The organism is Thiorhodovibrio litoralis, from assembly GCF_033954455.1.
Lineage (GTDB): Bacteria > Pseudomonadota > Gammaproteobacteria > Chromatiales > Chromatiaceae > Thiorhodovibrio > Thiorhodovibrio litoralis.
In genome coordinates this window covers 3548399-3569463 of the sequence record NZ_CP121473.1, presented here as the reverse complement: position 1 = coordinate 3569463, position 21065 = coordinate 3548399, and the positions used below count along the sequence as shown (strand labels likewise).

General features: G+C 63.1%; 27 protein-coding genes and 1 pseudogene. 13 read left to right on the top strand and 15 right to left on the bottom strand.

The window, feature by feature from the left end; genetic code table 11:
- Positions 1-15 precede the first annotated feature (15 nt).
- The gene (locus Thiosp_RS16035) at positions 16-351 is read left to right on the top strand and encodes a NifB/NifX family molybdenum-iron cluster-binding protein (protein WP_201065697.1); all 336 of its coding nucleotides are present in this window, start codon (positions 16-18) and stop codon (positions 349-351) included.
- Between the two features lie 57 nt (positions 352-408).
- Here Thiosp_RS16035 and Thiosp_RS16030 read toward each other — a convergent pair whose 3' ends face one another.
- Positions 409-831, bottom strand: a complete 423-nt coding sequence (locus tag Thiosp_RS16030) for a hypothetical protein (RefSeq protein ID WP_201065699.1) — start codon at positions 829-831, stop codon at positions 409-411.
- Between the two features lie 587 nt (positions 832-1418).
- On the opposite strand from Thiosp_RS16030, the gene Thiosp_RS16025 reads away from it, so the two are divergent.
- Positions 1419-2615, top strand: a complete 1197-nt coding sequence (locus tag Thiosp_RS16025) for an RtcB family protein (RefSeq protein WP_201065708.1) — start codon at positions 1419-1421, stop codon at positions 2613-2615.
- A 30-nt stretch (positions 2616-2645) separates the two neighbouring features.
- Here the strand turns inward: Thiosp_RS16025 and Thiosp_RS16020 are convergent, their stop codons facing one another.
- Entirely contained in the window at positions 2646-2879 is a 234-nt protein-coding gene (locus Thiosp_RS16020; protein ID WP_201065709.1) for a hypothetical protein, read from the bottom strand.
- Between the two features lie 71 nt (positions 2880-2950).
- Here Thiosp_RS16020 and Thiosp_RS16015 point away from each other — a divergent pair, with 71 nt between their 5' ends.
- From Thiosp_RS16015 to Thiosp_RS16005, 3 genes are all read left to right on the top strand, one after another.
- Positions 2951-3436 carry a P-loop NTPase family protein gene (locus Thiosp_RS16015; RefSeq protein ID WP_201065712.1) on the top strand — a complete coding sequence of 162 codons (486 nt, stop codon included), beginning with the start codon at positions 2951-2953 and terminating at the stop codon, positions 3434-3436.
- 247 nt (positions 3437-3683) lie between these two features.
- On the top strand, positions 3684-3965 hold the full coding sequence (locus Thiosp_RS16010) for a hypothetical protein (protein ID WP_201065759.1): 282 nt from the start codon (positions 3684-3686) through the stop codon (positions 3963-3965).
- Positions 3955-4173, top strand: a complete 219-nt coding sequence (locus tag Thiosp_RS16005) for a helix-turn-helix domain-containing protein (protein ID WP_323696536.1) — start codon at positions 3955-3957, stop codon at positions 4171-4173. The genes Thiosp_RS16010 and Thiosp_RS16005 overlap by 11 nt, the downstream gene beginning before the upstream one ends.
- A gap of 32 nt (positions 4174-4205) precedes the next feature.
- Here the strand turns inward: Thiosp_RS16005 and Thiosp_RS16000 are convergent, their stop codons facing one another.
- From Thiosp_RS16000 to Thiosp_RS15950, 11 genes are all read right to left on the bottom strand, one after another.
- Positions 4206-5156, bottom strand: a complete 951-nt coding sequence (locus Thiosp_RS16000) for an MBL fold metallo-hydrolase (RefSeq protein ID WP_407702795.1) — start codon at positions 5154-5156, stop codon at positions 4206-4208.
- 61 nt (positions 5157-5217) lie between these two features.
- A complete protein-coding gene (locus Thiosp_RS15995; protein ID WP_201065714.1) occupies positions 5218-5679 on the bottom strand; it encodes a DsrE family protein in 462 nt (153 codons plus the stop codon).
- 144 nt (positions 5680-5823) lie between these two features.
- Complete coding sequence (locus Thiosp_RS15990) at positions 5824-6069, bottom strand: hypothetical protein (RefSeq protein WP_201065716.1); 246 nt, start codon at positions 6067-6069, stop codon at positions 5824-5826.
- A 112-nt stretch (positions 6070-6181) separates the two neighbouring features.
- Positions 6182-6706, bottom strand: a complete 525-nt coding sequence (locus Thiosp_RS15985) for a BCCT family transporter (protein ID WP_201065724.1) — start codon at positions 6704-6706, stop codon at positions 6182-6184.
- A gap of 513 nt (positions 6707-7219) precedes the next feature.
- Entirely contained in the window at positions 7220-8275 is a 1056-nt protein-coding gene (locus tag Thiosp_RS15980; RefSeq protein ID WP_201065726.1) for a diacylglycerol/lipid kinase family protein, read from the bottom strand.
- Positions 8272-8853, bottom strand: a complete 582-nt coding sequence (locus tag Thiosp_RS15975; RefSeq protein ID WP_201065734.1) for a cytochrome c3 family protein — start codon at positions 8851-8853, stop codon at positions 8272-8274. The genes Thiosp_RS15980 and Thiosp_RS15975 overlap by 4 nt, the downstream gene beginning before the upstream one ends.
- A gap of 15 nt (positions 8854-8868) precedes the next feature.
- Positions 8869-9111, bottom strand: coding sequence for an acetyltransferase (locus Thiosp_RS15970; RefSeq protein WP_201065736.1), 243 nt, complete (start codon positions 9109-9111; stop codon positions 8869-8871).
- Between the two features lie 105 nt (positions 9112-9216).
- Positions 9217-9693, bottom strand: coding sequence for a CBS domain-containing protein (locus Thiosp_RS15965; protein WP_201065742.1), 477 nt, complete (start codon positions 9691-9693; stop codon positions 9217-9219).
- Positions 9694-9898: 205 nt separating this feature from the next.
- Positions 9899-10135, bottom strand: a complete 237-nt coding sequence (locus tag Thiosp_RS15960; RefSeq protein WP_242518442.1) for a hypothetical protein — start codon at positions 10133-10135, stop codon at positions 9899-9901.
- 74 nt (positions 10136-10209) lie between these two features.
- Entirely contained in the window at positions 10210-10941 is a 732-nt protein-coding gene (locus Thiosp_RS15955) for a hypothetical protein (RefSeq protein ID WP_201065743.1), read from the bottom strand.
- A gap of 355 nt (positions 10942-11296) precedes the next feature.
- Positions 11297-12139: a DUF2189 domain-containing protein gene (locus tag Thiosp_RS15950; protein ID WP_201065745.1), complete on the bottom strand. Its 843-nt coding sequence runs from the start codon at positions 12137-12139 to the stop codon at positions 11297-11299.
- A 580-nt stretch (positions 12140-12719) separates the two neighbouring features.
- Between Thiosp_RS15950 and Thiosp_RS15945 the strand changes: the two genes are divergently transcribed.
- The 4 genes from Thiosp_RS15945 (at position 12720) to Thiosp_RS15935 (ending at position 15004) form a co-directional block, all read left to right on the top strand.
- A complete protein-coding gene (locus Thiosp_RS15945) occupies positions 12720-13085 on the top strand; it encodes a TusE/DsrC/DsvC family sulfur relay protein (protein WP_201065747.1) in 366 nt (121 codons plus the stop codon).
- A 74-nt stretch (positions 13086-13159) separates the two neighbouring features.
- The gene (locus Thiosp_RS15940) at positions 13160-14599 is read left to right on the top strand and encodes an MBL fold metallo-hydrolase (protein WP_201065749.1); all 1440 of its coding nucleotides are present in this window, start codon (positions 13160-13162) and stop codon (positions 14597-14599) included.
- Entirely contained in the window at positions 14556-14807 is a 252-nt protein-coding gene (locus tag Thiosp_RS24755) for a DUF3330 domain-containing protein (protein WP_407702725.1), read from the top strand. Before Thiosp_RS15940 ends, Thiosp_RS24755 begins: the two co-directional genes overlap by 44 nt.
- Positions 14804-15004: a hypothetical protein gene (locus Thiosp_RS15935; RefSeq protein ID WP_242518444.1), complete on the top strand. Its 201-nt coding sequence runs from the start codon at positions 14804-14806 to the stop codon at positions 15002-15004. The genes Thiosp_RS24755 and Thiosp_RS15935 overlap by 4 nt, the downstream gene beginning before the upstream one ends.
- Positions 15005-15103: 99 nt before the next feature.
- Here Thiosp_RS15935 and Thiosp_RS15930 read toward each other — a convergent pair.
- Positions 15104-15410: pseudogene (locus Thiosp_RS15930) on the bottom strand (AAA family ATPase); the annotation flags it as partial.
- A gap of 74 nt (positions 15411-15484) precedes the next feature.
- A complete protein-coding gene (locus Thiosp_RS15925) occupies positions 15485-16351 on the bottom strand; it encodes a BON domain-containing protein (RefSeq protein ID WP_201065753.1) in 867 nt (288 codons plus the stop codon).
- Positions 16352-17240: 889 nt separating this feature from the next.
- On the opposite strand from Thiosp_RS15925, the gene Thiosp_RS15920 reads away from it, so the two are divergent.
- The 4 genes from Thiosp_RS15920 to Thiosp_RS15905 all read left to right on the top strand — a co-directional run bounded on the left by Thiosp_RS15920 (position 17241) and on the right by Thiosp_RS15905 (position 21018).
- The gene (locus tag Thiosp_RS15920) at positions 17241-17810 is read left to right on the top strand and encodes a hypothetical protein (RefSeq protein ID WP_323696458.1); all 570 of its coding nucleotides are present in this window, start codon (positions 17241-17243) and stop codon (positions 17808-17810) included.
- A 93-nt stretch (positions 17811-17903) separates the two neighbouring features.
- Entirely contained in the window at positions 17904-19361 is a 1458-nt protein-coding gene (locus Thiosp_RS15915; protein ID WP_323696457.1) for a DDE-type integrase/transposase/recombinase, read from the top strand.
- Complete coding sequence (locus Thiosp_RS15910) at positions 19358-20209, top strand: ExeA family protein (RefSeq protein WP_323696456.1); 852 nt, start codon at positions 19358-19360, stop codon at positions 20207-20209. The genes Thiosp_RS15915 and Thiosp_RS15910 overlap by 4 nt, the downstream gene beginning before the upstream one ends.
- On the top strand, positions 20209-21018 hold the full coding sequence (locus Thiosp_RS15905) for a DNA-primase RepB domain-containing protein (protein ID WP_323696455.1): 810 nt from the start codon (positions 20209-20211) through the stop codon (positions 21016-21018). The genes Thiosp_RS15910 and Thiosp_RS15905 overlap by 1 nt, the downstream gene beginning before the upstream one ends.
- Positions 21019-21065: the final 47 nt, after the last annotated feature.

Sequence of the window (21065 nt, the reverse complement as noted above, 5' to 3'; positions counted from 1 at the left end):
GATGCAGAGAAACCAATGAAAGTTGCTATTGCCACCAACGATGGCCTGACCATTGATACGCATTTTGGCCATGCCAGGGAATTTTGGGTCTACGACCTCAGCGGCGAGACGACAACCTTCCTGGAAAGGCGCGGCATCGAGCAATACTGTGTGGCCGGCCAATCCATGAAGTCAGCCCTTGGAGGCATTCTCAATGCGCTCGCCGACTGTCAGGCAGTGCTGGTCGCCATGATCGGCGAGCCCCCTCGGGCGAAGCTGGCGGCGATGGGGGTTCGGGCGGTATCCGATTATGCCAACGAGCCGATTGAGGTGGCCTTGCATGACTATGCGCGCCGACAGGCGTGCGACTGAGATGGCGCCTTACCCCGCGTTTGGCAGCCGTTTGCAAAATCCGGCGCACATTGCCCGCTAACCGAGAACCTGTTCATAGGCCCGTCGCAGCAATTCCAACTCCACCGGCGGCAGTCCGCGCGCTTCGGTCAAAGCGATGAAGGTGCCGCCGATGGCCTCAACCTCCGCGAAGGGTGGGTCCAGGGTGGTAAACCGGGCCAGCATGACCTCGATGGTGCCGTGCGGTGACGGCAACTCGGCACGAAAACGGGGATGCACTTCTACAGTATCCCTGGGCAAGCGCAGTTGTTTCTCAGCCGCGCGCAGCAAGAAGGCTGGATGCGAGACCAGCGTCCGCGAGGCTTGGTTGCCGGGATCGGCCAGGCTGATTCCCACGGGCAGGACGCGAAACCCGCAGATGCCGCCATGATCGAAGCGCACAAAGCGCGTGCGCGCGCTGATTGCTTGGGTGTGATAAAGAATCAGTCGCGGGTCGGTCATGGCTGTGTCTCCTTATCCCCATCACAGGCGGATGCGCGCGAGCCAAATCCTATCGATGAATAAGAGCCTGATGCTCCCGGTTCTTCGCCGCTTGCGGGGCAAAGACATCGGGTCTAGACTTCCGCTCTCGCGGATGTCTCCAGGCAGCCGTTTACATGATGCTCCGATGTCAGGATAACGCCTTGCGTCTCACCATGCTCACCGTCGCCATCCCATCGACCGTCACCGATTCGATATCAGGCGGCGCGGTGCTCCGGCGCGCGCATGATGTGTCCGGCGCCTTCCCTGTCCATCACCCCCGCACATCACGGCGTCGCTGCCCATTCAACCGCCGATCCTTCGGCAAAACACCAGCGCGCACGTGCTGATCGCCTGACCGGTCACCCCGTCAGCCGATCTGGCGGGGTTGAGCAACACCGGAGTGTCCAGGCTTCCATCCCGAAACCTGCTGTTCGCAACGCCATCCCCGCCTTGGTTTGGCTGTCTTGGCCCATCATAGCCAATGGCGGTCATGTGATCTCGGCGTCGATCTTGTTCCAAGATGCGCCGGATCAACCAGGCCGTTCACAGGCGGCGAGGAGGACAATATGCCCATCCGGCAGGTATTCACCGAGGGCGAGAAGCCCGTCAAGGTCTGGACCGACGATATCGATGCGCGCTCGCAAGCGCAGCTCGTCAATATCTCGACCCTGCCCTTCATCCACCATCATGTCGCCGCCATGCCCGATGTGCATCTGGGTATCGGCGCCACCATCGGTAGCGTCATCGCGACCGACAAGGCCATCATCCCAGCCGCCGTCGGTGTCGATATCGGCTGCGGCATGGCCGCCGCACGCACCTCGTTGACCGCCGAGCAGATCGACGAGAAGGGACTAAAGAAGCTCTTCGACCAGATCAGCCGCGATGTGCCGGTCGGGCGCGCGCAGCACAAAGACGACCGCGCGCTGAACGACGCCGCCGAGCCCTTCGCCGCGCCGCTCAAGGCGATGACCGACAAGCACCCGCAACTGCTCAAGGCCTTCGGGCGCTTCTCCAACTGGGTCAACCAGATCGGGACCCTGGGTGGGGGCAATCACTTCATCGAGGTCTGTCTGGATGAGTCCAACCGCGTCTGGGTGATGCTGCATTCTGGCAGTCGCGGGATTGGCAACGCCATCGGCCATTACTTCATCGAGCTGGCCCGGCGCGACATGGAGCGCTGGATGATTCAGCTGCCGGACCGGGACCTGGCCTATCTGCCCGAGGGCACCGAGCACTTCGACGACTATGTCGAGGCGGTCTCCTGGGCGCAGGCCTATGCGCGCGAGAATCGCGACCAGATGATGCGCCTGGTACTCGCTGCGCTGGCGCGGCATCTGCCCGAGTTTCGCGTGACCGAGGAAGTGGTCAACTGCCACCACAACTATGTGGATCGCGAGAACCACTTCGGCGCCAATGTCTGGGTCACCCGCAAGGGCGCCATCCGTGCGCGCGAAGGCGATCTTGGCATCATCCCCGGCAGCATGGGCGCGAAGAGCTACATCGTGCGCGGCAAGGGCAACCCCGAGAGCTTCTGCTCCTGTGCCCACGGAGCGGGGCGGCGGATGAGCCGGACCGCCGCCGAAAAACAGTTCAAGCCAGCCGACCTGGAAGCCCAAACCCAAGGCGTGGTCTGCCGCAAGGACAAAGGCGTGCTCGATGAAATCCCTGGCGCCTACAAGGACATCGACCAGGTCATGGCAAACCAGAGCGACCTGGTCGAGGTGGTGCATACCTTGAAGCAGGTGGTGTGCGTGAAGGGATGAGCCAAGCAAGGCGGTGAGGTGGATGGGTTCTCAATCACCGCCGCCATCGCCTCCATCACCGCCGCCGTCGAACCAATCCCCACCATCGCCGCCGAATCCGTCGCCAGCTCCCGGCCCCAAGCGGGAGACGAGCTTGACCAGCAGCGCAAGGATGGCTATTCCGAACAGAATTGGACAGAAGGCGCACCTGAGCCAATCACTCGAAACCAGATCCATGCAGTGAAAGGACCAGGCGGCGATGACAAGCCAGAGAATAACCGCCATGATTGCTTCCCGATGTCGACGAGACCGCATCAGCGCCGCTGTCTCGCGGACCTTAGCTGTTGAGGATAAACGTGAAAATCATTCTTCTGGGTAATGCCGGTTCCGGCAAGAGCACCTTCTCCAGGAAACGACTCGCCCGCGAGCCGGCTGCTTGCCTGTCGCTCGATACCGTCGCCTTCGCGGATGGCCCGGCACGGCGTCCGCTCGCGGACAGTATCGCGGACGTGCGCCGCTTTATCGCCACGCATGAGAGCTGGATTATCGAAGGCTGCTACGCCGATATTCTCGCGCCCATCTTGGCTGAATGCGAGGAACTGATTTTCCTTAACCCCGGTATCGAGGTCTGTGTCGCGCATTGCCGCTCGCGTCCTTGGGAGCCGGAAAAATATCCCTCTCCAGCGGCGCAGAACGCGAACCTGGACAACCTGATCGACTGGGTTCGCGCCTATGAGACAAGGGAGGATGAGTATGGACTCGCGCGACATCGGCAGCTGTACAACAGCTTTTGCGGGCAGAAGCGCGAGTTCCAGGAGCCTGCCGACTACGCCGGTGTTTAAGTGCCGCGTTCGCGTGACAGGAATCACCGAATACCTCAGAAATGGCGGTCAACTCGAAGTGGCTCAGCAGATGGCAAACCACCATGAAAGCGCGCGGAAAACTGGGCTCTAAGATCACCTACAGGAGCAGATCAGTCTTGATGAAATTGAACCGATGGAGCCCAAAACACACATGAGAGGAGACGGTACCGCCGAGCGGTCGGCGCCGGTAGGGCGCGATCCAAGGCGAGGCCCGGGGCGCGAATCGGTGCGTTGCGAACAAACCCAAGGGCAAGTCGCTGGCGCGGGCCCTGATCGTGACTGGCGGCGCTCGCATGGCTGTCTCGCCGATCTCGAATGCCTGGCACTGGTGACCGAGCAGGCACGGGAGTTAGCACACCGACAGCGCAGCCCCCTTGGTGCCATTGATCTGGTCTGTGAAAGCCTGGTCCTGGAACAGCCGGATTCCGAGATCGCCGAGCGCTTGCAGGTGATTCTGCGTGCCAGCGCCAAGCTCACGGGCGAGCTCCGGACCCGGCGTGGAAGGTGACCGACTGATCATCCCGCTCAACGGCTCCATGGCGCTCGAGGACATGGATCGGTATATCATCCAGACCGCGCTCGAGCGCAGCGCGCGCAACGTTACCGCTGCCGCGCGCATGCTCGGCACTACCCGCGAGACGCTGCGCTATCGGGTGCGCAAGTGTGACCACGGGCAGAAGGGGCCTTCTCGCCAGATGTGGTTAGCGCTCGCGTAGCGGGCAGGGAAGCACGCCAAGACCGGATGACGTTACTGAAGCAATTCTGCTTCTTGCTCCAGGTAAACGCGATAGGCATTCCCACGGTGACTCGCGTCGAACGCGGGCATGTCGGCGTACTTTGACCAGTCAGTGTCTGAGTAGGCCTGGTCGAACGGCACGAAATCCTCGACGGCTGATCGCATCGCGTCCTTAACGTCGGTGATATACCCACGGGTAAAGGCAACTGCTTCCTGCGGCTTTTTGGATAAGGAGCCATGGCCCGGAATGATCGCGCGGACCTCGTCGTCGAGCGCCGCGATGGCGTCCAATCCTGCGACCCACTGCTCGATATCCGTTTCGGGACTGTCGAGAAACGGAATACGCCCGTCGTAGATGACGTCGCCGCTAAAGAAAACACCGTAATCCTCGACGAACATCGCCGAGTCACCCGGCGCATGCGCTGGGCCCATGTGCCGAACCTCGAAGTTGACTCCGCCGAGCTCGAACCGGACTGCCTGTTCGAAGACAACATCCGGTGCGACGATGTGGGTCGTCTCATCCACCCAGGGAAACAGCGCCTCCCGGCGCTGCGCGAGCCGGCGCTGCGCGGCTTCGCCCTGACTGGCGCGGGTGCCGCCGAGGTAGTCGAGCGCGTGAAGTTGGGCCCAGACTTCTGGATCGCCGGCGTGCTCCGCGAATGCCTGCAGGCCGTAAATATGATCTGCGTGGTAATGGCTGACGATGATGCGCGCAATAGGTTGGTCCGTGATCGCCTGAATTCGCTGGAGCAGTCGATAGCCGAGCGCGGGCGTGCCGAGGGCGTCGAACACCACAACTCCGTCGTCGGTGACGACGAATCCGGCATTCGAGGTATGGCCCTCATTGACGGTATCCGGCACGCCAGAGCGGCCAACAACATAGTAGACCGGGCTGTCTGGAACCCGGCGCAGCTCAAATGGCAGACTGACGGCACCGTACGGGGTCTCAACCGCCTCGGCCATCGGCATTGGCGCGGTGGTCACCGCCGCGGTGGCCAGTGCCAGGGTGGCGCTTCGAATTGGGTCAACGCATGTAGGCATAGCCATCCTCCTGCTGCAGTGTGATCAGTTCCGCGTCTGCCATGGGCACCATCTTGACGAACCCATGGATGTCTTTGGGCTTGAACCCATGTGCCTGCGCGGCGAGCGTGAGGCTCTGCGCCCGGCGCACCAACTCTTCATTTTTGGGAAAGTTCGCGATCGCAAAGAACGGGATTTCGTCACCGTGGAGAATGACCACGATCGAGGCATTGAATGGGTCGGCGCCGTAGAGGTTGTTCAGATAGCTGACCCGGTCGATCACGCCCTCGAGCGCATCTCTATCGGAGACCGCGACGTCGTAGACAACCTTCTGCGGCGCATAGTTTGCTTTGCTCGCGCGAGCGGCCGGTCCCCAGGGGGCATCCGCGGCCGCTGCGGCACCAAACGGCGCCGATACGAGGAGCGCAAGCAGCCAGCCCTTAGCTGCTGATCTGATCTCAAACATCGCTTCCTCCTGCAAGTCTGCTTGTGGTGCGGAATTGGTTGATGAGCCGGCCGGGGACCAGCAATTGGCTTCCCACCTTTGCTGGCGTATCGACACAGTCAGGCGTTGGTCAAGGTCAACGGGGCAAGCCCTGCATTGCGACCATCATCGCCGTGGCAAGCGTTGCTCCGCGGAACTGCTCAGGCGCAGATACAGCGCTAAAGCGGCCACCAGCCCAGCTGCTGTCGTCAGCAAGATGGCCGGGTAAACCAACAGGCTGAGATGATCATTGGCCGCGCCGAGGATGAACACCAGCGCTTCCAGACTCACCGCGATCACGATGATGACCAAGAACTTGGTCATTGTCTCGCGCGCCTCGGTGGCCGAGGCGTGAGTGCAATAAATACGCATAGCGCATTGCATTACTCCCCGCGCAGCGCGGATTTTCTCGGAACCCCATGCGCCGCGGCATCCGCGCGCAAGGCACGGAGCAGGCCCCAGGCCGTCACCAAGAGCAATACCGTCATCGGCAGCCCCGAGGTGACCATATCATCCACCAGCTCCAATAGAACAGCGTCCAATCCGCCTGCCAGCGACTGTCCGGGTTGGTGTCCGGGCGCAGCTCCAGCCATAGGCTGGTGTCGATCAGCTCCTCCAAGTAGGCACCGGTGGATGAAATGAGCAGCTTGATCTGAAACACGGTCGGGCCGAACACCAACCCGGTGCCCATGCCGGCGCTAAACAGCATGGCGAACCAGGCCAGATTGCCGAACTCCGGCTCGGTCTGGTCGCCGCCGAGGCGAATGTGGCGATAGGGACTGATCAACAGCTCCAGTACAAAGACCAACAACCCCGTGGCACCGAGAATATAGAGCCAGCCAAAGTTGGTGATGATTCCGCGCTGAACGGCGCCGAAGGCGCTTTGCGCCGCCTGCGGCCAGGCAGTGCCAAAAATGACAAAGCCCAACACCAGCGCCGCCGAGCCGAGGAAGACGGTCGGCTGCATGTGCGCGAGCAGTCGCGAGAGCTGATTGGAGGAATCGCGCATCCGAGAATCCCTGCGTGGCGACTGGCGATGGGCAAGTCCATGTCGAAGGGAAAAGCAAGCATCGCGCCAAAGCCGGGTTAAAGCGTGACGCGACAGCGTGAAGAGCAATGCGCGCCAGCAACTGACACAGGTTCTGCTGCAACCTCAGTCGTCTCCTGCTGCAAGCGCAGTCGTCCCGGTCGGTTCAATCCGCCCGAGGCGGTGCAAATGCCCCGGTAGCGGTGCAAATACCCCGGGTGCTCTCCACCAAGGCCTGGCGCCTTAGCGGGGAATGCCTCGACCAGGGTCGCGCCGCCATGCGAGAACGCTTGGAGGGTGTGACCCGCCTCAGGCCATCGGACTGGCGGCAACAAGCAGACCGTCGTCATGTTCAACCCTGTCGAAATTTTGGGGGGCGAAGCGGAGTAATACGGCGTTGGCGTGCCGACTTCAACAGTTCTGTCTTTCGGCAAAGCGAGCTGTGAGCCGACCGCGTACCGGCTGCTCGGGTTTATAAATGCGCCGGACTGAGAGTCACGCGAGAGGATTGGTCGAGTTTGGACAGGCGGGCACGAGCACGGGTATCGCGCGGGCCTTGATGTTGAAGTTTAAGGGTGGGTTGAGCCGCCGAATTTCACCATCCAAGAGCACCGGCAGACGGGTGATGCCGGGCAACTCAACGCACAGCGTCTTGCCCGTCTCGCTCAGGAGCACATCCTCCATGCTCCAGGCTCCGGTCATCAAACGCGCGAGCAACAAGCGCAGGCGCTTCAGAGTGGCACGGCGCATGGCATAAAGCGCAAGAACGCCTTCGTCCAGGTGAGGGCGAGCCGGCAACAGACGCAAGGCCGGCTCCAGGCGGTTGTTCACCACCACCAGGGTGCGCGAGCGCAGCCGCTGGCTCTTGCCTTCCGCGACCAGGTTCAGGCGCAAGTGCGGATAACGCCCCCACAGCCTGAGTGCCTTGACGAAGAGTGCCGGCCAACGCCGCCAGCGGGATTGTTGCCGGCGTTGCTCGCGATAACGCGCCAGTAGCGCGGCAACGCCTACCATGCAGGCACAGAGGAAGGGGTGGCCATTGACCTGACCGATGTCAATCTGGCGCTGGGTAGGGTTCATTAGTGCCGCCAACGCCTGTTCGGGATCGGGAGGGAGCCCGAGGTCGCGTGCAAGCCAGTTCATGGTGCCCTGCGGCAGGATGGCCAGCGGAACTTGGGCACCTTCCAGTGCCTCGACAACGGCCAGCACGGTGCCATCGCCACCGAAGACGAAGATGGCGCGCAGATCGCCGCACAAGCGCGCTTGCATGGCGTGGCGCAAATGCGTGGGCTCGAAGGCCATGGGCTCGAGTCCCAGGCCATGGGTGGACAGATCGGTTCGCAGGCGCTCGAGCAGGGCGGTCTGCGCGTCGCGTGCGGCCGGGGTGTCGCCGGCGGTCGGATTGAAGATCGCCAGCACCCGCCCGGATCGAGAATCGCCGCTGGTCCACTGGGACCAAAACCCGGATTCTTCAGTCGCGGTTGCACTGCGGCGCTCCGGTGCGGGCGGGTGCGCCCTCATCTTGTCCTTGTTGGATTCGGTCTGGGTCATTGTTCAGCAAAAGCGCGGGCGGGCGGTACATGATCGAAATGCTCCGCGAGGGCGGCGCGCAGATCCTTGTGGCCAACCTGGGCATGGCAGCTCACGCAACTGCCGAGCGCTTGGTCGGAAAAATAACCTTTGTGCGCAGCGAGCGCGGCTGGATCGCCCTTGGAGGCATTCTTCAGTGCGCTATGGCAGGTCAGGCAGCCGGAATCATAGACGAACTGATCGCGTTCCTCGCGCTTGGCGAGCCAATCGACCGGGTGCAGCCAGGCGGTGCCTTGCGCAAGCACATCATGCACGCCGGTGCGGATCTTAGCGTGCAGATAATCCTGCGCTCGCGTATGCGGTAAATGACAGTCGGCGCAGTTGGCGACCACGCCGCCGGCGTTGTTACCGCCATGCACATCCTCGGCATGGGTTTCAACAAAGGGCGTCATACTGTGACAGCTGCCGCAGAACTCAGCATCGGCGGTTTCCTGTAAGACCGTCTCGGTGCCGATCCAGGAGAGCGCCATCACCGCAGGGACCAGCACGAGCAGCAGCGCAATGAAAAGAAAGAGACGGTTGGTCAATCGCTTTAGCATGGAAGACCTCCTGAATCAAACGCTGGTGGCCTGACTGACGCGCTCGACCTCCGCATCGCGGTAATGGGGGTCGGTCCAGCAGCGCGGGAATGGCTCGCCAGAGAGAAAACACAGTGTCTCCTTGTTGAATTTCTCCGGATCCTGGGCTTCCTCGCCGACGTGAAAGCGGCCAATCACCTGGGGGTGCAGTGGGTTGAACAGATCGCGCAAGCTGAGTACTTCGACGAGCTTGTCGCTGGGGGCGTCCTTCACAAACATAGGGAACTCCTGGTGGTGAGAAAGGGGCGCGCGCCGCCTGCGATGCGAGGCGGTGGCGCGAGACTGCGATGGGCGTCGTGGCCTAGCCGCGCGTGGACCGCTACGCTAAGCCACGGGGGCCGCCGGGCTGGGCTGCGCCGACGCCGGGGACGTGGGACTGTCCTCGGAAATCCCCTTGAGCGTGGCCCCGCCGAGTACCGGGTCGCCGCTGCCAACACTGATATCACCGAGCGACACCACACCGACGCAGCGGTTGGACTGATCCAAGACCACCAAGCGGCGCACCTGGCGCGCTTGCATCAACTGAGCTGCGGCTTGCAGATCGGCATCGGCGTATTGGAAATCCACCCCGGCGCTCATCACCTCGCCGACGGCCGTCTCCGGCGGAAAACCGGCGGCGAGGCCGCGTACCGTGATGTCGCGGTCGGTCAGGGTGCCGACCACCTGGTTCCCATCGGGGTTCTCATCGGTCACCGGCAGAAAGCCGACATTTTGATCACGCATCAGCGTGGCGGCTTCGCCTATGGAGGCGTTGTGGGAGATGGCGCGAACATTCGAGGTCATGACATCTTGGACTTGCATGGGTGGTTCTCCTGTTTCTCCGAGGGTGGCTGGACTGGTTGAATCGTGAGCCTGCGATCGCCTTGTACACTTGAACGAAAGCAAGGGAGATGCCAGCGCTTTCCTTGAGCCGAAAGCCTCAGCGTCTGCCGGCACCTTGGTTCGAATACCCGGATAGGCTCTGCAAATGCACCGTCCATCAAGAGTCACCTAGGCGGCGGCGTGCTCAAGATTGGCCCGGCGGTCGACAACATCCGCAACCAGCACAAAAAACGGTCTGGGCGGCAATGCCACCGACGGTATTACTCACCGCCAGATCCGGATCACCGGCCAGGGAGGCGACACTGCCCGGCAGAGGGGTGGTGGCGCCCAGCAGCACAGCACCGAACACCGCTTCGCCGAGACCGAACCACAGCAGGGCGCCTGTCAAGGAGCCTGTCAAAGAGAAGGTAGCGGAATGCATGCGGATGCATCCGGGTCGGCGCCCGTGGCCAGCGCCGCCCCTGTTGTTATTGGCCGTCGCCAGCCAGCAGCCGATCAGCTTTGATCGCTGCCCTGATCGGTCGTGTCCGCTTTCTGCTTGCTCTGCTGGCCCGGCTGCTTGCTGGCATCCTCCAGCACCACGATGCTCTCAGCCATCAGTTCGGGCGCGGTGAAGAAGTCCTCGTCCAGCTGGCCGGTGACATGCACGCGATCGCCGGCCTCGACCTTCTGATAGCCTTCATCATCAAGCGGGTCATAGCCCATGCCAGCGGTCATCACATTGACATCCTGCTGGCCGGTATCGACGCGGAACTGATTGTCGCCCACCTTCTCGACGGTGCCGACCACCGTGGTTTGAGCAATCACGATCGGCGTGGTGACGGTGATGAACAGATCCTCTTCATCCGCCGCGCTGGCATAAAAGGTGGAGCCGAGCTTTTCAAGATAGACGCTGCTGGCCTCAATGGAGGTCGACTCGAACAGATCATCGTCGATGCGCCCGGTCACCGTGACCTTATCGCCCGGGATCAGCTTGTAGGCATCGCCATCGCGGTCACCGTCATCCATTTCAACGAAGATGCTGCCGTCGCCATAATCAAGCGTGAAGATATCTGGGGACACCGAATCCACCGTGCCGCTCAGGCTGATCCAGGCCTCATCGGGCTGCGCGTAGGGATTCATCGCCTGTGCGGCCCCGGCCGCGCCGAGCAGACCGGCGGCGAGGGTGCTAGTGGTCAGTGTCGCGGTGATGAGTGATTGCAGGCGTGTCTGGCGCGTCTTAGGCATAAAACAGCTCCTGTTTGGTTTTTGCGGTTTCCCCCCGACCTTTGCACGGTCGTCGGCAAGGGTCGGGGCACTCGCCGACTTGGCAGCAGAACGCGTGCCAATTTCTCTGATCGCCTTCGCCAAGCGCGCCGAGAGGCCCGTCAGGGCGGGCTTGGCTGCTGGTGCCCGTGATGGTGATTGGTCAGATCCAAGGAGGGTCGCGACCTGGTGAAGTGGCGAGGGAGTGGGGCGCTTGCACCGGGGGTGGGGCTTTTGCCCAAAGCGAGCCGCCGAGGCTGTTGTGTGAGAGCCGCTCGCAGTCGGCTCCATTTGCAGCCTGCCGGCACGCGTCATCAAGGGAGAGAAGCCAGACATGCTAACTGGGCTCGGAAGCGCGCTGCTGGTTCCCATCCTCGCCCGCCTGGAGCCTGATGATATCGCGGTACCCGTGCCAGGATGCATTGGCCATCCAAGGCATGAGCACAATGAATCCCAGGCCAAACGTCAGCAGACCAAGGCCGGTGAGCAGCGCCAGAAGCAAGGCCCACAGGGCCATGCTGGCCGCGTTCTCACCCACTGCCCGCCAACTGGCGAAAGCGGCATTGAACGGGTCGATCTTGTGGTCCACCATCAGCGGCAGCGCCAGGGCGCTGGCGCGAAACACCAAGGCCGCGAGGATCAGCGCCAAACCGCCGAAGACCAGCGCGAAAGGCCAACTCTCGGCGAACATCACCGGCAAGGGTCGTACCTGTTCGTAGGTCGGCATCAGCTCATGAAAGACACCGCCGAACAGCAGATTGGACAGCATGACCCAATTGATGAACACCAGCAGCAGAAACAGGCCAAAGAGGCCAAGCGCCGAGGCATTGCGGGAGAGCAGCGCGAGCGCCGACAGTGGTGGTTTGGCGGCATCCTCGCCCGGGCCATCCTCGCGTTGTTTGGCCAGCGCCAACAAACTCAGCGCGAGCACCGGCGCGATGATCAAGAATCCGCCAAAGGCGAAGGGCACCAGATAAAACGGCTCGCTCGCACCCAACCAACGACCGAGTGCGGCCACCAGCAAGCCGATGATCAGCCCATGGACCAGGCTGATGACCGGCGCGGCGCGGAGATCCGCCCAGCCGTCCTCAAGCCATTGGAAGGGCTGGCGCCAGGGCTTGTGGTGAATCTGAAACCTGCGTTGAGGCAGGTGAGCGGTGGAGAGAACATAGGTACTCATCAGCGACCTCCCGATTTTGTGTGTTGCGCGGCGAGCCCCACAGGCCCTGAAAGCCTTCCTTGAACCTCATCCCGGTGGGATGGAAGGCAATACCGCTCGATGCGGAATGGACCAAAGATAGCGGAAAGCGCTGCAGAAGCCGTGCCAGAACCCGTCAGGGCTCAAACCACGCCACGCGTCGCCCTGATGGCGGGGCATATCCACCGTCACTGGTTCAATGCACCCGCCGCGACAGGGTGCCGGGGCCAATCATGCGCACTGGCCCTCCAGTCCGAAATGGATATCACTGAGGTGGAACTGCACGCAGGGGGCATGCAGCGGCGAAACTCCTTGGGGTCGGACCCGGTTGGATCAGCGGCGCAGGCATCAGCGGCGAGTGCGGGACGCGCGCCCGCCGGAGAACAAGGCAACGAAAAAACGGACGAAGCGGTTTCCTTCAGCGGTTTTTGCAACTCAGATGCCAAGATTGTCCGGTCGCCCAAGCGCAAGCTTGCGCGGGTGGGCGTCCCGGGAACGGCACGGCGGTTGCTTCTTGCAAGTCGATCAACCCATTGTTCCAGAAAGACTGAGGAGACAACCTATGACAGATGTGAATAAGGTCATCGACAACCCGGATACCTCAAGCCCGCGCCCCGCCGACCGCGAGGTCGAGCTTGCGCACTGGAGTCCCGCCGACGGCCAGCGCACCGCCGAGTCGCTCGGGATCACGATGAGCGACGACCATTGGCGGGTGATTGAAATCTTGCGCGCCCATTACCTCGAACAGGGCATGCCCACGAGCGGGCGGGATCTGTCCGATCACCTTGACGCCGCATTCGCCGAGCAGGGTGGGCGCCGGCATCTGCGTCGCCTGTTTCCTCAAGGGCCGGTGTTACAGGGCCTGAAGATTGCTGGTTTGCCGATTCCGCCCTACACCGAAGATGAGGGCTTTGGCGTCGCCCGCTGACGCGATCAACCGAACGAGTTGGGGTATTTGCCCCAGCTGCCGGTGCAATTGGTCCAACCACAGGGAGCCCTGCGATGTTTTTCAAACAGTTCTATCTTCCCAGTCTCGGCCATGCCTCCTACCTGGTGGGTTCCGAGGACACCGGTGAGGCCTTGGTGCTCGACGTGCGCCGCGACGTTGAGACCTATTTCGCCGCAGCACGCGAGCAGGGCATGCGCATTCGCTATGCCTGCGACAGCCATCAGCACAACGACTACCTGAGCGGCATTTGCGAGCTGCCCGAGCGCGGCGAGGTGCAACTGCTGGCCGGCGCCCGTGCCGAGGTCGGCTATCCGGTGCGTTCCATGGATGACGGCGAGCGGCTCGACATGGGCGAGGTGCGCTTTGAGCTGATGCACACCCCAGGGCATACGCCCGAGCATATCAGTCTGCTGGTCACCGACCGCTCGCGCGGCGAGGAACCGGCCATGCTGTTCTCCGGCGGCGCCTTGCTGGTCGGGGATCTGGCGCGGCCCGATTTGCTCGGCGGTGAAGACGAAACCCGCCGTGGGGCCGAAGCCTTCTGCCAAACCCTGCAGCACAAAATCCTGCCGCTGCCTGATTTTGTCGAGGTATTCCCCACCCATGTGGCCGGCTCGCTGTGCGGGGGCAACATCGGCAGCCGACTGTCGACTACGATCGGCTACGAGCGGCGCATGAACCAACTACTGAGTAACCTGTCGTCCGCCGACGACTTCGTGCATCAGTGCATGGATCTCACCGACTTGCCCGCCGTCCCACCTTATTGGCCGCGGATGCGTCAGCTCAACAGCGCCGGGCCGCCGCTGCTCGGCGTATTGGCCGACCCGCCGCCGCTCGGCGTCGAGGAGTTCGAGCAGGCGCGCGCCCAGGGCGCCACCGTGCTCGATTGCCGCGCGCCCGAAGCCTTCTCGGCGCACATTCCTAGGGCCATCAATGTTGGGGTCGGTAACAGTTTTGCCACCTGGGCGGGCAGCGTCCTGGCACCCGAGTCCGAGCTCGTGTTGGTGCTTGATCGCGCCGAGGATCTGTGGGAGGTTTGCTGGCAGTTGTTGCGCATCGGCTACCCGCTGCCGCGCGGCTGGCTCGCCGGCGGGATGTTGGCGTGGCGCACGGCCGGCAAATCCATTGAGGTGCTACCGCAGTGGACGGTTCGCCAACTGGCCCGTGCGTTAGCCCAGGACAAGCAACTGCTGGTGCTCGACGTGCGCCAGCCGGGCGAATGGAGCGCCGGTCATATCGCCGGTGCCCACCACCTCACCGGTGCCGAACTGACCGTCCGCGCCGGCGAACTGCCCAAAGACCGCCCGGTCGCGGCCATCTGCGGCAGCGGTTTTCGCTCCTCGGTCGCGGCCAGCGTGCTCAAGGCGCGCGGCCATCGGGAGGTCTACAACGTGCTGGGCGGCATGACCGGATGGGAGGCCGAAGACCTGCCGATGAACGCGCGAGGCAATGAAGCAAAGGAGGGAAGAGGAACAAATGATGATCCCGACTGACGACCACAGCCCCGACCAGCCCCGCTGGCCGCAGACGCTGTCCTGCACACATTGCCGCCACGAGATACCCCCGGATGAAGTGCTCCACCCGGAAGGGGCTGACTACACCCTGGCGTTCTGCTCAGCGCGCTGTCATGACCTATGGCGCGCGGGGAGGCGCGCGGAACAGCCCCCGCGCCCTGGCGGCGAATCGAATTCCTCCACATGAACCGGAGAAAGCGCCAGGGCTTAGGGTCCACCGAAGCCGTTCGCGTCGAGCCGATTCACGGCGGTCAGGACATCATCAATGGCCTGCTCGACCTGCACCCAGTCGCCGCAGTCTGCACCCAGTCGCCGCAGTTGGCGCTGGCGCGGCCCTGGGCCGTCAGCAGCCCCTCCAGTCCCTGTTCCGGGACACCCTGGTAAATGACGAGCTCCTCGCGCCGCGCACTGTATCGGGCAGATCGGTTTTGTCTTCGTAGGGCATCGGTTTCTCCTGGGCGTCAATCACTGCGATTCAATTCAAATAAAGATTACACACGGGCGTTGCTCCTTGGCGTCCTTGAGTAGATCGCGCACCCGCCCGCGAGGCGCCCACACCGACGAACATCTCCACGAACTCCGAGCCGCTGGTGCTAAAGAAGGGCACGCCCGTCTCGCCAGCCACCGCCCGCGCGAGCAAGGTCTTGCCGGTGCCGGGCGGCCACACCAGCATGACCCCCTTAGGCAAGGTAGTGCCGAGGAGCACGCTGAAGCGCTCTGGCTCGGCGAGATAGTGGACAATCTCGCGCAGATCGGTCTTGGCGTTGTCCAAGCCAGCGACCTGCGCGAAGCGGGTATCGGCCTCTTCGGCCTGCACCCGCAGGGTCTCGCCGGACCTTTGCATAGGCGATGAAAAGCCCTGATCTAGCCCTGTTGCTCCCGCTGGGTCTCCACCAACAGCCGATTATCCACGCTGTTGACGCCAATCAGACGGCTGGCGATGGTGCCGGCCTGCGCGCGCTGGGCCTCGCTTTCGACCTGACCTTTGAGGATGGCGGCGCCGTCGCGCACCTCGGCGTCAATGTCGCGCGCTGGCACGCGGGTGTCGAAGTGCAGGCTGTTGCGCAAGCGCTGGGCGATGCCGGCATCGGTTCGGTCGAGCGTCAAGTGCGCCTGGGTGTCTGACGCCGAAGCCTCGGCTTCAGGCTTGACCTCAAGGGCATTCTCCACCGCGCGCACCCCGGTGGTCATGGCCGCCAGAGTCTCAGCACTCGCGCGTGCCTTCTCGCTGCTCGCGCTGCCGGTCAACTGTACGCGACCATCCGAGGTGCTGACCCGAATCGGCTGATCCCCGGTGGTTTGATTCCACAACAGTCGCAGCTGCACACGTGTGGTGATATTGGTGTCCTCGACGAGGCGATAGAGTTCGCTCGGCGTGGCGTCGCCGATGACCGGCTCCACCTTGAGTTGGCTGTCGACGCCTGCGGCGGGCCCAAAATTTTGCGCCAAGCGCTCAGCCAGCCAGCGCTGGACATCGCTCGGCACCGAGCCGCGCAAGGTCACGCGGCCTTTTTCCACATCGACGCGCAGGTCGAAAGGATTGAGGTATTCATTCAATGCGTAGGCTGTGCTCAGACGCGCTTCCAGCGCGATGTCCGTGCCTGGAATGCGCTTGCCGGTCTCCGGCAGCCGGCTTTCGGCCTGCAGTGTTGAGGTCAGGGATAGCCCCGCGAGCAGGGCGGTGGCGAGCACGGCGTTGGTCTTGTCATGGTGAAGGTTGTGCTTGGTCATCGTTCGGACTCCCGGAAGATGTTGAAAATTGGCTGTTGAACATTGCGCGAGTCGGCCAGAGTAGGCCGGTGCAGTCGCCAGTTGCGACTGCGTGCTGAGCAACCTATAGCAACCGCCATGCCGATTCAGCAACCGCCATGCCGATTCAGCAACCGCCATGCCGTTTCTTTTTCGATTCCGACATCGCCGCGCCGCATGGATTGCGCACCGGCCGACGCGCGGCATTCCTCATGGCGCAGTGGATCAAAGGCCGGAAGATGAAGCATGGGCGGCTCGCCTAACTTCTCGACAGTCAAGGGGCAGCCGTTCGGCTTGGTGTAAATGCCCCGGGCATTGGGGCAGAACAACCGATCTCGCTTGGGCGCCAGCATCCCCGGGGGGGCGCCCTCGAACCTTGCGGATGCCCGGTGCCAGCAGGTCTCTCCAGGCTGGCCTGACTTCTGCCTTTCATCTGCTCGTGACCAGGTGCAAGAGTGCTAGACATCTCGCAGCGGTGAGGCTTGCGCAAAGACGCCGGGAAGATCCTTCGGCTGCCACTCAATTTGGCTGTCGATCAAACAGTAAACCTAAGCCCTGGTGATTTGCAGGGTTTTTGAGGCACTCAGCTGCTTGCCCTTGGAATGGCTTCTGTCGATCGTCGGTGACTCCAGTCAGCCAAGGAGTCCCTTGCTTGTTCACTCCGACAACGCTTCTCAATCTGGACTCAACGCACGACCTCCATGCCATTTTGTTCAATGCCATGATGAGCCTGAGCAGACTATTTGCGGGAATCGGCCGCGATTCTGAGCAAATTCAGTGAGGGAAAACAAAAAACCCCCTCAAACAACTTGACGCAAGTTGTCCGAGAGGGCTGTCTCCGAATTTCGCCAAAAACCAGGAGACAGTCCCAGTGTGTCACGCCTTTCTTGCCGACACGAACTTTTACCAACTGCTCACCCGGATCGACGAGTCGATTGCCGAGGAAGTCCGCGCGGGCGGCTGTGACTGCGGTGGTGCGTTGCACAGCGCCCGTTATCCGCGTAAGCCCCGAGGTGTTGTGCGTGGCGTCTTGGATGAGAGCTACCAGAGCCGTCTGAGTTTCTGCTGTGCCGCGGACGGGTGCCGGCGGCGCAGCACCCCGCCTTCCGTTCGGTTTCTGGGCCGCAAGGTCTATCTCGGGGTCATCGTCGTGCTGATTTCGGCCCTGCATGACGGACTGAGCGCATCGCGTCGCCGGCGCTTGATCAAGACGCTTGGTGTCACCGTCCAAACCCTGCGGCGGTGGCAGCACTGGTGGCGTGAGCAGTTTGTGCAAACCCGCTGCTTTCGATCCTTGGCTGGTCTGTTGATGCCGCCGATCGCCACCGAGCACCTGCCAGGATCCCTGCTGGAAAAATTGAGCGCAAAAGCGTTGTCCGAGCGCGTCGTGCAACTGCTGATATTGATCGCCCCGAGCACGACAGCGACAGGCTTGCTGTAGGGCAACGCCAACCCGCAGAAGACCTCATCGCGCCGCTGGGCGGCGCCTTCTAGACTCCCGGTGATGTGTGAAACAACTGGGAGGTGAAGACGAATGTCCGATGACAACGGCCTCGGTGATCCCGATGGTTGGGCGCGGTTGCGCTTTGCCATTATTGGTCCTTTATTGGCTGATCCTGCGCCGGCGAACGCGCTGGGCGCGCGGCTGAAGGCGCTGGCGGCCAAGTCATGGCGTCATCCGGTGACTGGGCGGGCGGTCAGTTTTAGCTTTGGGACCTTGGAGCGCTGGTATTACCTCGCACGCGATGCCCAAGACCCGGTGACCGCACTGCGCCCGCGCCGGCGCAGCGATGCCGGGGAGCAGCGCGCGCTGAGCCCGCGCCTGATGGAGGCCGTACAGGCGCAATACCGCGACTACCCCGGTTGGACGGTGCAGCTGCATTACGACAACCTCGCCGCCTTGTGCGCGGGCGATGAAACCCTGGGGCCGCTGCCCTCCTATGCCACCGTGCGCCGCTTCATGAAGCGCGCGGGCCTGCACCGCCGGCGTGTCCCGGCGCGCAAGACACCCGGGGCCGAGCAGGCCGCGCGGCGCCTGGAGGCCTGCGAGGTGCGCAGCTATGAAGCCCAGTATGTCCATGCCTTGTGGCATCTGGACTTTCATCATGGCTCGCGCAACGTCCTCACCCGGGGTGGCGTCTGGGTCAAGCCCCTGCTGCTGGCGGTCATCGACGATCACTCGCGCCTGATCTGCCATCTGCAGTGGTACCTCGATGAGACCACCGAGACCTTGGTGCATGGTCTGGGACAGGCGTTGCACAAGCGCGGGCTGCCGCGCGCCCTGATGAGCGATAACGGCGCGGCAATGCAGGCCGAGGAATTCACCGCCGGATTGCATGCGCTGGGCATCCTCCACGAGCCGACCCTGCCGTACAGCCCGTATCAGAACGCCAAGCAGGAGCGCTTCTGGGCCACGCTGGAAGGCCGCCTGATGGCGATGCTTAAGGGGCTGGAGGAGCTGAGCCTGCAGCGGCTCAACACCCTCACTCAGGCGTGGGTGGAGCAGGAGTACCACCGCAAGGTCCACAGTGAGACCGCCGCCACGCCGCTTGCGCGTCTTCTCGATGCGCCCAACGTGGGGCGCCCCTGTCCGGACAGCGAGCAGGTCCGCGCCGCTTTTCGTTGTCGCGTCCAACGCCGTCAGCGCCGCAGCGATGGGACGCTCAGCCTGGCGGGCAAGCGCTTCGAGGTGCCGGCGCGCTTGCGTCACCTTGAGCAACTGCATATCGCTTATGCCCGCTGGGATCTGAGTGCTGTGGACGTGGTTGATCCCCACTCGGGCGCCATCCTCTGCCGCCTCTATCCCCTCGATAAAGCCGCCAATGCCTCCGGGCAGCGTCGGCGCCTTGAGCCCGCCGGCGCACCGCCACCGCCATCACAACGCGCCACGACGCTGCCACCGTTGCTGCGCGACTTGCTCGCCGAGTATGCCGCCACCGGTCTGCCGCCGGCCTATCTGCCAAAACACGATGACCTGGAATCCAGTCGATGAACAAGACCCTGCTGGCCCTCTATGGACTGAAGTTCAATCCGTTCTCCCCGGAGCTGCCGACGGCGGCACTGCATCGCAGCGCGCCGGTGGAGCAGTTTTGCTGGCGCATCGAGCAGAGCCTGATCCGCGAAGGCGGTTTTGCGCTCATTCAAGGTGATCCGGGTACCGGCAAGAGTGCGGTACTGCGCCTGCTCGATGAGCGTCTGCGCCAGCTGCCCGATATCAGCGTTGGGGCGCTCACGCATCCCAGCTCGAAGGTGGCGGACTTCTACCGCGAGATGGGCGATCTGTTCGCCGTTGACCTCAAGCCCCATAACCGCTGGGGTGGCTTCAAGATCCTGCGCGAGCGCTGGCTGGCGCATCTGGAGACGACGCTGTTGCGCCCGGTGTTGCTCATCGACGAGGCGCAGGAGATGCATCCGACGGTGCTCAATGAGCTGCGTCTGCTGACCTCCATGCAGTTCGATTCGCGCACGTTGTTGAGCGTGATCCTGGCCGGCGATGGCCGCCTGGCGACCAAGCTGCGCCGTGAGGAGTTGCTGCCGCTGGGCAGTCGTATCCGTACGCGCCTGAGTATGGAGTATGCCAGTCGCGAGGCGCTGGTCGCCTGCCTGGAGCATTTACAACACAGTGCCGGCAATGCGAGTCTGATGAGCGCAGGGCTGATGAAGACGCTCGCTGAGCATGCGTTGGGCAATTATCGCGTGCTCACGACCATGGCGGCAGAATTGCTGGCGCAGGCTGCTCGGCTCGAACGCGCGCAGCTCGATGAACAACTCTACCTTGAGGTGTTTGGTTCAGCGGCGGGCAACGCCCGCCAACGCCCGAGTGCCAGGGCGGGCGCCTGATGAGCCGCTTGAGCGCTGAGCGCCCGCACCAGGCCATGACAGCGGCAAGACACACCGCCGTGATGCTTGAGGCATGGCACGACGCTGGCATCGTGCGTGCCGATTTGGCGGTGCGCACCGCCAAGGCGACGATGCTGTGGTTCCATGATCGCTCTTTGGATCAGCTTCCGTTGGGGCTGGCCAGAGCGCGCAATGTCCAACAGGCCGATATTTATATCCGTCCAGCCCGCGGCTATCCCTGGCCAATGGTGTTTCTCGATGATGTCGCACGGCCGATGGCGCAGCGCATCGCTCGGCACTATGCGGCCCTGGTGGTGCAGACTTCGACGCTCGGGGGCTGCCACCTGTGGCTACGGCTGACCCGCGCGCTCGATGAGGCGCAGCGCTGTGATGTGCAGCGTTGGCTGATCCCGCGCGTTGGCGCCGATCCGGGCTCGGTCTCCGGTGAGCACCTCGGTCGGCTCGCCGGGATGAAGAATGCCAAGCGTGGCGGGGAGTGGGTCAATGTCCTTCGGCGACCAAGCCCGCAGGAGCGCGTCTGGGATCCAACTCCGGCCTTGCCAACGATGGCTCCGGCTCCGCCGCCAGTCGTCAACTGCGCTCCACGGGCGCGCTTATCCACCGGGGATCCGTCCGAATCCGCCCGCGAATGGGGCTGGGTCTGCGGCGCTCTTGAGGCGGGCCTTGCACCGACCACGGTCTACCAGCGCTTGCTCGAGCGCGCGTCCCCGCGTCGCGGAGCCGATGCCGAGCGCTATGCCCGCTACACCCTCGCTCGCGCCATTCGCCAGAGCGCTAGAGGCAACTGAACCCGCTGCGTCTCTCCCCCCTCAGGGGGGGAGCGTGGTTCACGATT

Excerpts from the sequence above, each read along its gene's own strand:
- Thiosp_RS16035 (WP_201065697.1), top strand. The coding sequence starts at position 16 with ATGAAAGTTGCTATTGCCACCAACGATGGCCTGACCATTGATACGCAT.
- Thiosp_RS16030 (WP_201065699.1), bottom strand. The coding sequence starts at position 831 with ATGACCGACCCGCGACTGATTCTTTATCACACCCAAGCAATCAGCGCG.
- Thiosp_RS16025 (WP_201065708.1), top strand. The coding sequence starts at position 1,419 with ATGCCCATCCGGCAGGTATTCACCGAGGGCGAGAAGCCCGTCAAGGTC.
- Thiosp_RS16020 (WP_201065709.1), bottom strand. The coding sequence starts at position 2,879 with ATGGCGGTTATTCTCTGGCTTGTCATCGCCGCCTGGTCCTTTCACTGC.
- Thiosp_RS16000 (WP_407702795.1), bottom strand. The coding sequence starts at position 5,156 with ATGGCCGAGGCGGTTGAGACCCCGTACGGTGCCGTCAGTCTGCCATTT.
- Thiosp_RS15995 (WP_201065714.1), bottom strand. The coding sequence starts at position 5,679 with ATGTTTGAGATCAGATCAGCAGCTAAGGGCTGGCTGCTTGCGCTCCTC.
- Thiosp_RS15990 (WP_201065716.1), bottom strand. The coding sequence starts at position 6,069 with ATGCGTATTTATTGCACTCACGCCTCGGCCACCGAGGCGCGCGAGACA.
- Thiosp_RS15985 (WP_201065724.1), bottom strand. The coding sequence starts at position 6,706 with ATGCGCGATTCCTCCAATCAGCTCTCGCGACTGCTCGCGCACATGCAG.
- Thiosp_RS15980 (WP_201065726.1), bottom strand. The coding sequence starts at position 8,275 with ATGACCCAGACCGAATCCAACAAGGACAAGATGAGGGCGCACCCGCCC.
- Thiosp_RS15975 (WP_201065734.1), bottom strand. The coding sequence starts at position 8,853 with ATGCTAAAGCGATTGACCAACCGTCTCTTTCTTTTCATTGCGCTGCTG.
- Thiosp_RS15970 (WP_201065736.1), bottom strand. The coding sequence starts at position 9,111 with ATGTTTGTGAAGGACGCCCCCAGCGACAAGCTCGTCGAAGTACTCAGC.
- Thiosp_RS15965 (WP_201065742.1), bottom strand. The coding sequence starts at position 9,693 with ATGCAAGTCCAAGATGTCATGACCTCGAATGTTCGCGCCATCTCCCAC.
- Thiosp_RS15960 (WP_242518442.1), bottom strand. The coding sequence starts at position 10,135 with ATGCATTCCGCTACCTTCTCTTTGACAGGCTCCTTGACAGGCGCCCTG.
- Thiosp_RS15955 (WP_201065743.1), bottom strand. The coding sequence starts at position 10,941 with ATGCCTAAGACGCGCCAGACACGCCTGCAATCACTCATCACCGCGACA.
- Thiosp_RS15950 (WP_201065745.1), bottom strand. The coding sequence starts at position 12,139 with ATGAGTACCTATGTTCTCTCCACCGCTCACCTGCCTCAACGCAGGTTT.
- Thiosp_RS15945 (WP_201065747.1), top strand. The coding sequence starts at position 12,720 with ATGACAGATGTGAATAAGGTCATCGACAACCCGGATACCTCAAGCCCG.
- Thiosp_RS15940 (WP_201065749.1), top strand. The coding sequence starts at position 13,160 with ATGTTTTTCAAACAGTTCTATCTTCCCAGTCTCGGCCATGCCTCCTAC.
- Thiosp_RS24755 (WP_407702725.1), top strand. The coding sequence starts at position 14,556 with ATGAAGCAAAGGAGGGAAGAGGAACAAATGATGATCCCGACTGACGAC.
- Thiosp_RS15935 (WP_242518444.1), top strand. The coding sequence starts at position 14,804 with ATGAACCGGAGAAAGCGCCAGGGCTTAGGGTCCACCGAAGCCGTTCGC.
- Thiosp_RS15925 (WP_201065753.1), bottom strand. The coding sequence starts at position 16,351 with ATGACCAAGCACAACCTTCACCATGACAAGACCAACGCCGTGCTCGCC.
- Thiosp_RS15915 (WP_323696457.1), top strand. The coding sequence starts at position 17,904 with ATGTCCGATGACAACGGCCTCGGTGATCCCGATGGTTGGGCGCGGTTG.
- Thiosp_RS15910 (WP_323696456.1), top strand. The coding sequence starts at position 19,358 with ATGAACAAGACCCTGCTGGCCCTCTATGGACTGAAGTTCAATCCGTTC.
- Thiosp_RS15905 (WP_323696455.1), top strand. The coding sequence starts at position 20,209 with ATGAGCCGCTTGAGCGCTGAGCGCCCGCACCAGGCCATGACAGCGGCA.